Below are 13,214 nucleotides of genomic sequence, written 5' to 3'. Positions count from 1 at the left end.
CGATCGCGAGCTCCCGAAGGTCCTCGATGATTTTCGGGACAGGGCGTGTCCTCCGGTTCTTGATTCTCGTGTCGAGGGTGTTCAGGCTCTGACGCGCGATGAGCGCGACGAGCGCGACGATCCGACGACCGCTGCCGACCTGCGGCCCGCGAGGGGCGCTCTTGCTGGGCCTCCTGCTCACGACCTTCGCCGAGGGGTGCGCGCGCCCGCCGCTCGCCGCCCCTGTCGGCCGGAGCGATGCGCCCATCGCCCCGCCGGAGGGCGGCCCGGGAGACGACGTCGAGCCGGCGCCGGAGCCTCCGCCGCCTGCGGAGGCGCCTGCGCTCCTCGAGATCGAGGTCCCCGGCTTCGGATCTGCGGTGGTCGTGACGCCGCGCGGCGAGGGGCCGCGGCCCGTGCTCGTGGTCGCGCACGGCGCGGGCGATCGGCCCGAGTGGCACTGCGAGCTCTGGCGCCCGATGGTGCGAGGGGCCGGGTTCGTGCTCTGCCCGCGCGGCAAGCCCATCGACGCCCGGGCGCCGGACGGCGGGCGGATCTTCTACTACCCGGACCACCACGCGCTGAGCCGCGAGGTCGCCGCGGCCGTCTCGGCGCTGTCGACGCGCTTCGGGGATCGGGTGGATCTCCGCGACCCGGTCTATGCCGGGTACTCGCAGGGCGCGATCATGGGCGCGCTGCTCTTGCCCGGGCACCCCGCGCGCTTCGCCCGGGCGGCGCTGATCGAGGGCGGATACGGCGGCTTCGGCGAATGGACGCTGGGCACCGCCCGGCGCTTTCGCGGCGGCGGCGGCGCGCGGGTGCTGCTCGCGTGCGGGGGGGCCGACTGCGCGGCGCAGGCGCGCAAGACGCAGGCGATGCTCGAGCGCGGCGGCGTGACCACGCGCGTCCTGCACGCCGAGGGCGCCGGCCACAGCTACGGCGGCCTGATGGAGCGCGCGCTCCACGAGGCATACCCGTGGGTCGTCGAGGGCGATCCCCGCTGGCTCGGCGGCGCCGCGCCCTCGCCCGGCGCGGCCGCGCCCTCGCCGGGCGAGGGCGCGGCCGCTCAGGCGGACGCGGCGGCGATGCTGCGCGCGCGCTCGGCGAGCCCCTGCACGACCGAGTGGAAGCTGCGCAGCTGCCGCACCTTGCCCTGACCGAACCGCCGCTCGATGCCGCGCCGGAGGGCTGGCACCCTGGCGGTCCCGCCCGTGCAGCACACGACGTCGATCCCATCGAACGACACGCCGGCGTCCTGCACCGTCTGGTCGAGCGCGCGGAGGATCGCGTCGATCTGCCGCTCGCTCCCGGCGTCGAACTCCTCCCGCGCGATGCGCTCGCGGATGTGCATTGACGGATAATCGAAGCGGAACTCCGTGACCGCCTCGCCGGACAGCGCGCACTTGCTGCGCTCGATCTCCTCGAAGAGCCGGAAAGCGAGCGAGTCTTCCACGAGGCAGAGCAGGTTATCCATGCGCTGCCGATCCTCGGACCCGAGGGACCACGCCTTCACGTCGCGGAGGAAGGTGAGGACATCGCGGTGCTGGAGCACCGTCATGTCGGCCGGGGAACAGAGCTTCTCGACGATGGGCCGGGGCATGGTCAGCTGGTTCGAGCCGAGCGGGACGCGGTAGGTGACCTCCGCGCCGAAGTGGCGGGCGATCTTGTGGCGCATGACGCTGCCGTCGAGCGCGTCCCCCGCGACGGAGACGCCGCCGAGCGAGAGCACGTCGGACGGCGCGAACCCCTCCGGCCGCATCCGCACGATCGTGTAATCGGACGTCCCTCCGCCGAAATCGGCGACGAGGACGACGGCCCCGCGGTCGAGCTCCAGGTGGAAGTCGTGCGCCGCGGCGACCGGCTCGGGGCAGAAGAAGACGTCGCGAAAGCCGGCGATGCGCGCCGCCCGCTCGAGCCGCTCCTCGGCGAGGCGGTCCTCCGCCGGGTCGGTCGAGAACTTCGCCGGCCTGCCCAGCACGACGCGCGCGACGTCCGCGTCGAAGTGGCGGTTCGCCCGCTCGCGCATCTCCCGCAGGAAGCGGCCGATCAGGTCCTCGATGGTCACGAGCCGGTGCCCGATCTGCGTGCCGGAGAAGCTCCGGTCGGGGAGGTACTTCTTGATCGAGCGGATGAAGCGGCCTTGCATGCCGTTCGCGACGAAGTCGCCGATCGCCGCCGCGCCGCAGGAGAATTGCTGCTGCCCGAAGAACAGCAGGCTCCGGAGGACGGTGGGGTCGGCCGCCGCGCCGTCGAGCGGGATGGGCGGGCAGGTCGCCTCCGCGCTGGCCGCCGAGAGCAGCGAGTTGGAGGTCCCGAAATCGACGGCGTACACCTCGGGCCTGAATCGTGCGGACATGATCTCGCCTCCTCGTGGGGTGCCTGGCGGGCACGGGGATCTCGCCGATCCAACCCCGGTTGACAAGCTCGCTAGGACACGCGGGTCACGCGCCGCAGCGCCACGACGAGCGCGACGAGCGCGATCAGGGCCGGCAGGGCGATCGCGCCGATGTCGAGCCAGCCGAGCCAGTCGGTCGGGGCGAGCCCCAGGGCCGGGATCGGCAGCGCGAATGCGTTGTAGGCGGCGACGCCGAGCGCGAGGACGCCGCACGAGAGGAACAGCCACGCGAGCGCGGCCACGAGGCCCTTGCCGAGGCGCTCCATGGCCGGCGCGCTCCGCCAGCGCCCGATGAGGACCCGGATCGTCGCGGTGAACGCGAAGAACGAGAGCGCCCCCGCGACGCCCGCGGCGATGAGCATCTCCGTCTCGCTGAGCGCCCGCCGCTCGGTGACGCCGTAGACCCTGCGGAGGGCCATCGCGGCGCTCGTGAAGACCGCCGCGCCCGCGGCGAGGCTCACCGCGATGGACAGCAGCAGCGCGACCGGCCGCGCGCGCCGCGCCCTGCGCGTCACGCCGTCCGCGCTCTGGCTGCCCTGGGCGTTGGGGATGACGACCGTGGCGCTCTCGTCGTTCGGCGCGCCGTCGGTCATGGCCGTGGTGCCGAGCGCGCGCGCGGGCCCGAACGGGTCCTGCATGTCGAAGTCGGCGAGCAGGCGGTCGAGCTCCTGCGCGGAGGGCGGCCGGTCCTCGCGCGTCCGGGCCATGGCGCGCTGGATCAGCGCCTCGATCCCCTCCGGGATGGTCTTGTCGATGTCGCGCGGGCGCCGCGGATCCTCGGTGAGCAGGCGGATCATCGTCCGGGCCGGCTCCTCCTCGGGGAAGGGGCGCTCGCCCGTGAGCATGCGGTACAGCACGGCGCCGACCGCGTAGATGTCGGCGCGGGAGTCGACCTCGGCCGAGCCTCGCGCCTGCTCCGGCGCCATGTACTGCGGCGTGCCGACCACCGAGCCCGTGCGGGTGAGATCGGCGCCGTCGAGCACCTTGGCGACCCCGAAGTCGAGGATCTTCACGTGGATGCTGCCCCCCTCGCGCCGGACGAGGAACAGGTTCGACGGCTTGAGGTCGCGGTGGACGACGCCGGTCGCGTGGGCTGCGGCGAGGCCCCGGCAGACCTGGCGCGAGATGGTGATGGCGGTCGGGAGCGGCAGCTTGCCGACCTGGTCGAGGAGGCCGCCGAGATCCTCGCCGTTGAGCAGCTCGGTCACCATGCACGGGCGCCCGTCCTTGAGGCGCACGATGTCCACCACCTCGATCACGTGCTCGTTGCCGACGCGCGCGATCGTCTGCGCCTCGCGCTCGAAGCGGGCCATCGCCTCCCGGTGGCTGGCGAAGTGCTCGTGCGGCACCTTGACGGCGAAGCGCTTCGGCAGGCGGATGTGCTCGGCGACGTAGACGCGGCCCATGCCGCCCGCGCCGATCACGCCGGTGATGCAGAAGCTCCCGGCGAGCAGCTCGCCGACCATCGGGTCGGTCGCGGTCACGCCCTGGAGCTCCAGCGCGGTCGCGTCGATGGGGCAGACGAGGAAGTCGAGCGGGTACCGGACGGCGCACACGGGGCAGCGTCGGGTAGGTCTCTCCGGGGGTGCCTGCCGCGCCTGGTCCGGGTCGACGTGCCTGGCTAGCTCGACCATCGACCGGCAGTCTAGACGAGAAGCGGGTTCCCGGCGCGACGGATCTCGGCCGCGCCGGCCCTGGCGCCGGCGATCACATCTCCTCGAGCTCCTTGCCCTTCGTCTCGGGGATGAAGGCGATGACGAACACGAGCGAGGCCGCCGCCGCGGCCGTATAGAGCCCGTAGGCGATGCCCAGGCCGGCCACCTTGAGCACGGGGAACGTGGCGGTCACGAGGAAGTTCGCCAGCCATTGCGCGGCCGCCGCGATCGAGAGGGCGAGGGCGCGGATGCGGTTCTCGAACATCTCCCCGAGCAGCACCCACGTCACCGGACCCCAGGACGCACCGAAGCAGAAGACGTAGAGATTGGCCGCGAGGAGCGCGATGGGGCCGGCAGCGCCCCTCAGCACGGGGTTGCCCGCGGCGTCCTCGCCCGCGGCGGCGAACACGGCCGCCAGGGTGCCGAGCGTCAGCGCCATGCCGATCGAGCCCGCGATGAGCAGCGGCCTGCGCCCGACGCGGTCGACGGTCGCGATGGCGAGGAGGGTGGTCACGATGTTCGTGACGCCGGTGATGACCGTGATCGCGAGGGCGCTTCGCTCGGAGAACCCGACCGCCTGCCAGAGGACGCTCGAGTAATAGAAGATGACGTTGATGCCCACGAGCTGCTGGAACGCCGACAGGCCGATGCCGATCCAGACGATGCGGAGCAGCCCTGAGCGCCCCCGCAGGTCCGCGAGCCTGGGCCGGTGCTCGGACGAGAGCGTCCTCTGGATCTCGAGGAGCTTCGCCTGGGCGGCCGCGCCGAGGAGGCCACGAAGCACGACGAGCGCCTCGGTCACACGGCCCCTCGCCACGAGATAACGCGGGGACTCGGGGATCAGCAGCGCGCCGATCCCATAAAGGAGCGCCGGTGGGATGGCGCTCCAGAACATCCATCGCCAGGCGCTGGCCCCGAGCCAGAACGGGTTCGCCGCCGAGCCCGCGGACGTCGCGATGGCGTAATCGCCGAGCAGGGCGACGAAGATGCCGAGCACGATCGCGAGCTGCTGGAGCGATCCGAGGCGGCCGCGCAGGTGAGCCGGCGCGATCTCGGCGATGTACGCCGGAGCGACGACGCTGGCCGCGCCGATGGCCACGCCCCCGAGCACCCTCCACGCGCTGAAGTCCCAGGGCGAGAGCGCCGCCCCCGAGCCCGCCGCGCTGACGACGAAGACAAGCGAGTTCACCAGCATGGTCCGTGTCCGGCCGTAGCGATCGGCCAGCCTGCCCGCGACCACCGCGCCGACGGCCGCGCCGAGCAGCGCCGAGGACACGGACAGGCCGACCGCGACCGTGTGCGCGCTGAACATCCTCTCCAGCGCGCCGACGGCACCGTTGATCACGGCGGTGTCGAACCCGAACAGGAAGCCGCCCAGCGCGGCGACGGACGCGATAAGGGCGACCCGTATCGTGGATGGGTGCTTTTCACCGCGTCCGTCCCCCTGCTGCCCCGCTGGCTCTCCCATGAGCCCGGTGAACCACGAAGCGTGCCGCCCGGCCCCTCGTCAGCTCGAGCGCCGCAGGCGCCCATGAGACTGGGCGCCAAAAGCAGCGGGATGCCAGCGGGGCCGCACGTACATGAAGCGCCCCGGGGTGCGCAGCGTCACGCGCCACAGGATGACCGTCCCGATCGTGGTGAGCACCGTCGAGGCCAGCGCGAGCGCTCCGACATCGCCGATCATCGGGGCCAGCGCCCGGACCACGATCCGGCAGACCCAGAAGTCACCCAGGTACACGACGATCGAGTTTTGGCCGAGGTACCGCAGCGGCCCGGTCCACGACAGCTTCGACAGCATCACCGCGGAGAGGATCACCCCGAGCGCCCCCGCGTAGCCGAGCGCGAGGCTCACGATCGGCAGCTCCGCCCAGGCCGCAGCGACCATGAGACCGTTGATGACGCCCCAGCACACCAGGTAGCCCAACGCCGCGCCCGCGCGCGCATGCGCCCACGCGGCGATCCGGAACACGTGCGGCGCGAGCACGTACCCCGAGTAGAAGTACACGTACCGTGACGCGAACTGGTTGATCACGGTCCACTCGGTCTCGATCTGCGCGCTGTGGAGCGCCACGGCGCCGAGCCACATCCCCCACGGCGGGACCGATCGCGTCAGGCGGGTCACGACGAAGAAGATCGGCAGCATGTGGATGAACCACAGCGTGCCGATCGGATCGATCCAGCGCCGGAAGTAGGCCAGCACGACCCCGCGCGCGGTGGCGTCGTCCGCGCGGACCAGGTGATCGAGGTCCACGACCACGAAGCGCAGCGTCATCCACAGCAGATAGAAGTAGAGGAAGTGCACGACCTTTGTGTCGAGGTAGCGCCGCCACGGCCGGCGCAGCGCGCTCGCCAGGAAAAGGCCGGCGATCAAGAAGAAGTCGGGCATGCGGAACGGCTGGGCGAACTTGACGACCTCCTCGAGCCAGCCGATCTCGTGCATCTGCTCCTGCGCGACGTCATTCGCGTGCAGCATCACGACGAAGAAGATGCAGATGCCCTTCGCGTAATCGACCCACTCCACCCGCGGCTTCGGGATCTGCGCGCTCGGCTCGATCGCGGGCGGTTCACCTGCGGCTTGCATGGAGAGGGGAGCCTTCATGTCCGGAACGACCTCGTCGACACCCACCCGACGACACGACCGCGTCATCATGCACGAAATCGGGCGTAATGCCCATCATAGCAAGAAACGCGAGCCTCCGGCGACGAGCTCGAACCCACGTCGGACAGACGTCCGAGGAGTAAAGACGTGACCAAGGTGAGCCTGGTCACTCCAACAGGCAAACCTGGTCGATGAGGTCACGGCCAGTAGCATCATTCGTCGTCGACTCTCGACCGGTGGTCACCCGATCTCGCTCGAGGTGCTCTGCGAGCAACCTGGACGCATCGGCGGGCGATATGGCATGAACGCATCCACGACGTCGGAGATCGTTCAGCTTCCATCTGAGCCGGGTATACGGTGCAGTCCGACGTGACGGACCGGGAAGACTCGGGGAGCCTGGCGCCCTGCCCGTCGAGCTCATGTCGTGCGCGCGCAGGAGATGAGCTCACGAGAGATCGAGAAGCACCGCTGAATCAAGGGAGGAACACATGGCGCACAAGGGGATCACCCTGAGCAAGGCTTTCCAGGACACGGCCAGCGAGGCCCAGAGCTGCCAGTCGATCTGCGTCCAGACGCTCCAGCACTGCCTCCAGGTGGGAGGATCCCACGTGGAGCCTTTTCACATGCGGCTCATGCAGGACTGCGCCGAGATCTGCGAGACGGCCGGGACGATGCTGCTGCGCGGCTCGCCGCAGCACAACCAGGTCACGGCCGCGTGCGCGAGCATCTGCGAGCTCTGCGCCCAGAGCTGCGACAGGTTCGCGGGCGACGCGCAGATGAAGGCCTGCGCCGACGAGTGCCGCCGCTGCGCCGCCGCATGTCAGCAGGTCGCGCAGATGCGGCCAGGCGGGGCGGCCGGCGCGGGAGACCACGGCGTGCCCTGAGGCGGCCGTGACGTCACGGGGGCGCTCGCTTCGAGCAAGGTGCCGGAACGGCGTCCTCGCTGCCGCCGAGATCTCCGTGGCGTCCCTGCGCGCGCGCGACGAGCACGCCGGGGCGCGGCGCTGGCCCCGCGCCCTGCCGTGGGCGTGCCGCCCGTGGAGATGGGCAAAGGACGTCCCCTGCCCGCGCGATCCGGGCGGCGTGGAGGTCCGGGAGCGCTACCGGGCGTGGGCGCAGAGGATGGCGGCGGCGCCGCGGCCGCACACGTCGAGCGCGCCGTCGCCGTCGAGGTCGGCGAGCTCCAGCGTCATCCCGTGGCGGTCGAGGCCCCAGCCCGCGGCGTTCGTGTAGTCCTGCGGCAGGACCGGGCGCACGCGGTCGAAGCCGCTGCCGCTCGACAGGCCGCAGACAAGGCCTGTGGGGCTGCGACCGCACACGTCGGCGTAGCCGTCTCCATTGATGTCGCCGAGGCGGATGGATCCGTAATAGGCGCGCGACGCGTCCCAGCCGGTCGGGGTCCCGGTGTCGGCGAAATCGCTCCGCAGCGACCACCTGCGCGGGTCCTCGAAGCCGCCGCCGCCGGCCTTGCCGGTGGCGCAGATGATCTTGGCGGCGCCGCGGCCGCACACGTCGGCGCGACCGTCGCCGTTGATGTCACCGAACGCGAGGGTCATGCCGTGCCGCTCCACGCTCCAGCCGAGCGCGTCGAGGTACTCGGTGCCGAGCCACGTGGCGGCGGGCCGGAAGGCGCGGCGCTGGTCGTTGATCGCGCACTGGATGCCGCCGGCGCCGCGGCCGCAGACGTCGGCGTAGCCGTCGCCGTCCACGTCCACGAGGCGCAGCGAGCCATAGTACTGCGCGCCGGCCGCGAACTCGGTCGCGTTCGAGAACGACGGGGTCCAGGCGCGGAAGTCGGGCACGAAGGCGGTGCCGGTCGCGTTCGCTGTCGCGCAGAGGATGCCGGCGCCGCCGCGCCCGCAGACGTCGGCGCGGCCGTCGTGATCCACGTCCCCGAGCATGAGCGTCATGCCGTGCATCTCGGTGGCCCAGCCGCGCGCGTCGCTGAACTCGGCTGTGTAGAGCGCGGGGGCGCCGAAGCCGGCGCCGCCCTGGTTCAGGGCGCAGTAAACGCCGTCGGGGCGGCGGCCGCAGACGTCCGCCAGGTGATCGCCGTTCACGTCGCCGAGGCGGACCGAGCCATAGTAGTACGAGAAGGCCCCGTAGAGCCCGGACGCGTCGCCGTCGCTGAGCAGGCCCCCGCTCGTCCAGCCGGTCACCGCACCGAAGCGCGGGGTCCAGCTCTGCTGCGGGACGACCTCCAGACCGCCGCCGCTCGCCGGCTGCGCGACGCAATCCCAGACCTGGACGACCGTACCGTTGGCCGGATTGGCGCCCCTCACGTCGAGGCATTTGCCGTCCAGCCCGCGCAGCATGCCGTCGCTCGTGAGGGTCCATTTCTGGTTGGGCACGTCGACGCAGTCCCAGATCTGGACGGGCGTGCCGTTCGTTGTGTCCGCGCCGCGGAGATCGACGCACTTGTCCGTGCCGGTGAGCTGGATCTTGCCGCCCTTGAGCGTCCATCTCTGGTTGGGCACGCCGGCGCAGTCCCGGATCTGGAGCGTGGTGCCGTTCGTCGTCTTGCCGCCCGGGAGGTCGAGGCACTTGTCCGACAGGCCGGCGAGCCACCCGTCGGCAACCGTGATCTGGGCGCTCTGGTACTGGCTGCCCAGCCATGAGCCGTGCGCGCCGTCGCCGTAGGTCGAGCAGTCGCCGATATGCGTGTCATGCGCCGCGTAGGTGCAGAAGACGTCGGTCTTGTCCGCCTTTTGCTGCGCCGAGAGGTTCTCCTCCTCGTTCGCGATGTTGTAGTCGCGGTGCACGACGAGCTGGTGCTCCGGCGCGTAGGCGTGGTGCGCATTGAACGCGAACTTCGCCGCGTGGACGTGGTCGGAGTGGTCGCCGCCGTAGAGGTCGCTCAGGTCCTGGATGTGCATGCGCGTCGGGGCGAAGCCCTGCACGAGCGAGCGCAGGACCGCGCCGAGCTCGCTCTTCGTGTAGGTGGTGCCGGCGCAGCTGCCCCACGTGCCGAGCACCGGGACCGTGGAGGCGCCCGTTGTATCGTTCCACAGGTTGCGCAGGCTCTTGTAACCCGGGCGGTTACAGTCGGTGTCGCCCGAGGGGGAGGCGAAGCCGTCGCCGCCGCCGCCGTCGGGCAAGCGCAGGAAGACGACCGAGACGCGGCCGTTGCCGTCGAGCGTGAAGCGGTAGGTGGGCTTTCCATTCACCGTATCGACGCTGGCGGTCCAGCGGTTGGCCACGCCGGCCATGAGCGCATACGCCGCGCGGATGCCCGCCTCGCGCCCGTCCTTCCAGTAGGCGCTCGTGTCGCCGGCGTCGCCGGCCGTGAGATAGACCGTGCGCACGGTGTGCCCGGCGCGAATGCTCTCACGCACGTCCGGGCTCATGAACAGCAGGTCGTCGTCCTCGTGGGCGACCATGTAGAGGTCGTGAAACTGGCTCCCTGCGGGCAGCGTGAGCGCCCCGGCGGCCTCCCCGGATTCGTCGCCGGGCGCGGCGTCATCGGAGGCGTAGCACCCGGCGGCGAGCCCGCCCGGTCCGAGCAATCCGATGAGGAGAAGGCTGCGCGCTGCGGCGCGCTGCCAGCGAGAGGGAGACTTGGGCTGTTTTGAACTGGACACTTGACACTCCTGCCTTCGAGCCGCGCGGGTCGCGAGGCGAGCCGCGCGCGAGAGCAGGATGCGTGCCCGGGCGATGGGCGTGGAACTGGCGGGGATCCGTCGGTATCCTGCGGAGAGCGGCGGCGAGAGGGCGTGGCCGAGCCGGCCAGTGGCCGGCCGGTGGACCGGCCGCGTCGAAAACGGGACCCGAGCTCCAGCAGCCATCCGAGCCGGGAGAAGGCGGCAACCGAGGACCCGAAGCCAGGACGGACCGGCAGGCCTCGGCATGGGTGCCCGCTTGCTGCGCCGCGTCGTTCGCAGCCGACACGGCGCAGAAGGCCGGGCTCTCTCCGCGCCCCGAATGCTTCGCGCGCTCAGGACCGCAGGCTCCACGGGGATCCGCACCGCGATCCCGTGCCGCCCGACGCCGCCGGACACGCCGGACACGAGGGCGGCGTCGCCCAGCCGGCCCCGGGGGGGCGGCGCCGATGGCCACGCCCCCGGGCACCACACGCCGAGTCCGGTCGAGAGACGCCTCGACACCCCGGTCAACTCCGTTCACAATTCTCTGGATGATGAAATTGATTTTCAATATACTCGAAGACACGTGGTCTCCGGCGGCTCTCCCCACCTCGGTGTGAACTTGGACATCCCCAACCTGGGTTCGGTCGGCGTTGCCGACGGCGTTGCCGACATGGCCACGGCGGCGCACGATGCGCGCGCCGCCGTGGCTGCGAGCCCGCTCGCGAAAGCGAGCACCGGCCAGCGGGTGGTCGTGATCGAGGTCGGCCTCGAGGCGGATCTCGCCGGCTGGCTCGGCGCGATGGGGCTCGGCTCCGGCCAGACGCTCACGGTGATCCGGCGCGCGGCGTTCGGCGGCCCGCTCCATGTGCGCACCGGCTCCGGCGGCGAGCTCGCCATCAACGCGGGGCTCGCGCGCTCGATCCTCGTCGCGCCCCTCGCCGCACCCAGGCGGATCACATGACCGCCGCGCTCGCCGATGCCCGCACGGAGCGCCCCCCGGCGGCGGCAGAACGCCCGCTCGTCGCGCTCCTGGGGCGGCCGAACTCGGGCAAGTCGTCGCTCTTCAACCGGCTGACCGGCAGCAGCGCGCACGTCGGCAACTTCCCCGGCATCACGGTCGACATCCTCACCGCCGACGTCCGCCTCGCCGGCGGGACGGCCGTGACGATCGCGGATCTCCCCGGGCTTTACTCGATCGAGTCCGTCGTCGACCCCGCGACGGACGAGGGCGTCGCGCGCCGCTTCCTCGACCGCACGGGCGAGGGCGGGCGGCCGCGCCTCGTCGTCCAGGTGCTGGACGCGACGCAGCTCGCGCTCGGCCTGCGGCTCACCCGCGAGCTCGTGCGGCGCGGGCTCGCGCCGCTCGTCGTCGCCACCCAGCGCGACGTGCTGGAGGGCGAGGGGCGCCGGCTCGACCTCGGCGCCCTCGAGCGCGCCATCGGCCTGCCCGTGCTGCTCGTGAGCGCGAGAGACCCGGCCGCGCGCGGCGCCGTGCTCGACGCGATCGCCGCGCGGCTCGACGCGATCGCCGCGGGCGCCGCGCAGGCCCCCGGCGCTGCGACGTGGGACCCGGACGCCATCGCGCGCGACGCGACCCTCGAGGCGACGCGCCACGACGCCGCCGCGGAGCGACGGAGGACGTTCACCGCGCGCGCGGACGCCGTGCTGCTCCACCCGGCGGCCGGTCCGGTCCTGTTCCTCGGGCTCATGGCGCTCCTCTTCGCCGCCGTGTTCCTCGTCGCCACCCCGGTCACCGAGGCGCTCGACGCCGCGATCGGACAGCTCGGCGGCCTCGTGTCCCGCGCCCTCGGCGGGGGGCTCGCCGCCTCGTTCGTCGTCGACGGCCTGCTCGGCGGCGCGGGGACGGTGCTCGCCTTCATGCCGCAGATCGTGATCCTCACGGTCGCCATGGAGCTGCTCGAGGCGAGCGGCTACCTCGCGCGCGGCGCCTTCCTCGTCGACCGCCTCCTCCAGCTGATGGGGCTGAGCGGCCGGGCGTTCGTCCCGCTCCTGATGGGGCATGCGTGCGCGGTGCCCGCCGTGCACGCGACGCGCATCCTCCGCGATCCGCGCGAGCGGCTCACGGCGATCCTCGTCCTGCCGCTCATGGCCTGCTCCGCGCGGATCCCGACCTACGGGCTCCTCCTGACGACCTTCTTCGCCGCCCACGGCGCGTGGGTGCAGGCGCTGCTCTTCGTCGCGCTGTACGTCGCCGGCATCCTCTCCGGGCTCGTCGCCTCGCTCCTGCTGCGGCGCACGGCGACCCGCGGACGTTCGCTCCCCATGGTGCTCGAGATGCCGGCCTACCGCAGCCCCGAGCCGCGGTTCGTGGTCCGCAAGGGGGCCCAGGCGGCGTGGCGGTTCACGCGCGAGGTCGGGACCGTGATCCTGGCCGTCTCGGCCGTGCTGTGGGTGCTGCTGAAGATCCCCATGCCGGGCGCCGCGGCGCCGGAGCCGCCGACCGCCGCGGCCGAGCTCGCGGAGGCTGCTTCGCTCGAGTCGAGCATCGCCGGCAGCGTGGGGCGCGCGCTCGAGCCGGTGACCGCGCCGCTCGGCTTCGACTGGCGCATCAACGTCGGCCTCATCGGCTCGTTCGGCGCGCGCGAGGTCATGGTCGGCACGATGGGCGTCATCTTCGGCGTCGAGGGCGCCGACGACGAGCCCGCGCCGCTCGCCGAGCGGATCCGCGAGGCGAGGCGCCCGGACGGGACGCACGCGTACTCGAGCCGCACGGGGCTCGCGCTGCTCGCGTTCTTCGTCCTGGCCTGCCAGTGCATGAGCACCGTGGCGGCGATCCGCCGCGAGACGAAGACATGGCGCTGGCCGGCGTTCGTCCTCGCCTACAGCTACGCGGCGGCGTACGTCGCGGCGTTCGTCGTCTACCAGGGGAGCGGGCTGCTCGGGCTCCCGTGAGCGGGCACCTGACACCGCCGCGGCCGCCGTACGTGACGGCCGTCGAGCGAGGCTGCTGTGCGCGTCGTGCGCGTCGTGCGCGAAGGGGG

The 13,214-nt window shown here is 72.2% G+C and carries 9 protein-coding genes; 4 read left to right on the top strand and 5 right to left on the bottom strand.

The features are described from left to right. Window positions 1–98: 98 nt before the first annotated feature. The gene (locus WMF28_RS41050) at window positions 99–1,136 is read left to right on the top strand and encodes an alpha/beta hydrolase (protein WP_437599175.1); all 1,038 of its coding nucleotides are present in this window, start codon (window positions 99–101) and stop codon (window positions 1,134–1,136) included. Here WMF28_RS41050 and WMF28_RS41045 read toward each other — a convergent pair. The 4 genes from WMF28_RS41045 to WMF28_RS41030 form a co-directional block, all read right to left on the bottom strand. Further along, window positions 1,046–2,335 (bottom strand): Hsp70 family protein, encoded by a 1,290-nt coding sequence (locus WMF28_RS41045; protein WP_437599174.1) that lies wholly within the window; start codon window positions 2,333–2,335, stop codon window positions 1,046–1,048. The two genes, WMF28_RS41050 and WMF28_RS41045, sit on opposite strands and share 91 nt — an antisense overlap. 71 nt (window positions 2,336–2,406) lie before the next feature. Beyond that, window positions 2,407–3,930, bottom strand: coding sequence for a serine/threonine-protein kinase (locus tag WMF28_RS41040; protein WP_437599173.1), 1,524 nt, complete (start codon window positions 3,928–3,930; stop codon window positions 2,407–2,409). Between the two features lie 151 nt (window positions 3,931–4,081). Beyond that, the gene (locus WMF28_RS41035) at window positions 4,082–5,497 is read right to left on the bottom strand and encodes a sugar porter family MFS transporter (protein WP_437599172.1); all 1,416 of its coding nucleotides are present in this window, start codon (window positions 5,495–5,497) and stop codon (window positions 4,082–4,084) included. Between the two features lie 39 nt (window positions 5,498–5,536). Further along, entirely contained in the window at window positions 5,537–6,610 is a 1,074-nt protein-coding gene (locus WMF28_RS41030; RefSeq protein WP_437599170.1) for an acyltransferase family protein, read from the bottom strand. Between the two features lie 506 nt (window positions 6,611–7,116). Between WMF28_RS41030 and WMF28_RS41025 the strand changes: the two genes are divergently transcribed. Further along, a complete protein-coding gene (locus tag WMF28_RS41025; RefSeq protein WP_437599169.1) occupies window positions 7,117–7,512 on the top strand; it encodes a four-helix bundle copper-binding protein in 396 nt (131 codons plus the stop codon). Between the two features lie 216 nt (window positions 7,513–7,728). Here WMF28_RS41025 and WMF28_RS41020 read toward each other — a convergent pair whose 3' ends face one another. Beyond that, window positions 7,729–10,209, bottom strand: a complete 2,481-nt coding sequence (locus WMF28_RS41020) for a ricin-type beta-trefoil lectin domain protein (RefSeq protein ID WP_437599167.1) — start codon at window positions 10,207–10,209, stop codon at window positions 7,729–7,731. Window positions 10,210–10,831: 622 nt separating this feature from the next. Between WMF28_RS41020 and WMF28_RS41015 the strand changes: the two genes are divergently transcribed. Both WMF28_RS41015 and feoB read left to right on the top strand, forming a co-directional pair. Next, window positions 10,832–11,173 (top strand): FeoA family protein, encoded by a 342-nt coding sequence (locus WMF28_RS41015; protein ID WP_437599166.1) that lies wholly within the window; start codon window positions 10,832–10,834, stop codon window positions 11,171–11,173. Then, on the top strand, window positions 11,170–13,125 hold the full coding sequence (gene feoB, locus WMF28_RS41010) for a ferrous iron transporter B (RefSeq protein ID WP_437599165.1): 1,956 nt from the start codon (window positions 11,170–11,172) through the stop codon (window positions 13,123–13,125). Before WMF28_RS41015 ends, feoB begins: the two co-directional genes overlap by 4 nt. The last annotated feature ends 89 nt before the right edge of the window (window positions 13,126–13,214 follow it).

The sequence above is a fragment of the Sorangium sp. So ce590 genome (assembly GCF_051521365.1).
Lineage (GTDB): Bacteria > Myxococcota_A > Polyangia > Polyangiales > Polyangiaceae > Sorangium.
The sequence above is the reverse complement of the archived record's forward strand: the minus strand, read 5'-3'. Positions and strand labels throughout refer to the sequence as shown.

What these genes read in the sequence shown, in the direction of transcription:
- WMF28_RS41045 (WP_437599174.1), bottom strand. Translation starts at nt 2,335, where the DNA reads ATGTCCGCACGATTCAGGCCCGAGGTGTACGCCGTCGATTTCGGGACC.
- WMF28_RS41050 (WP_437599175.1), top strand. Translation starts at nt 99, where the DNA reads ATGAGCGCGACGAGCGCGACGATCCGACGACCGCTGCCGACCTGCGGC.
- WMF28_RS41035 (WP_437599172.1), bottom strand. Translation starts at nt 5,497, where the DNA reads ATGGGAGAGCCAGCGGGGCAGCAGGGGGACGGACGCGGTGAAAAGCAC.
- WMF28_RS41025 (WP_437599169.1), top strand. Translation starts at nt 7,117, where the DNA reads ATGGCGCACAAGGGGATCACCCTGAGCAAGGCTTTCCAGGACACGGCC.
- WMF28_RS41030 (WP_437599170.1), bottom strand. Translation starts at nt 6,610, where the DNA reads ATGCAAGCCGCAGGTGAACCGCCCGCGATCGAGCCGAGCGCGCAGATC.
- feoB (WP_437599165.1), top strand. Translation starts at nt 11,170, where the DNA reads ATGACCGCCGCGCTCGCCGATGCCCGCACGGAGCGCCCCCCGGCGGCG.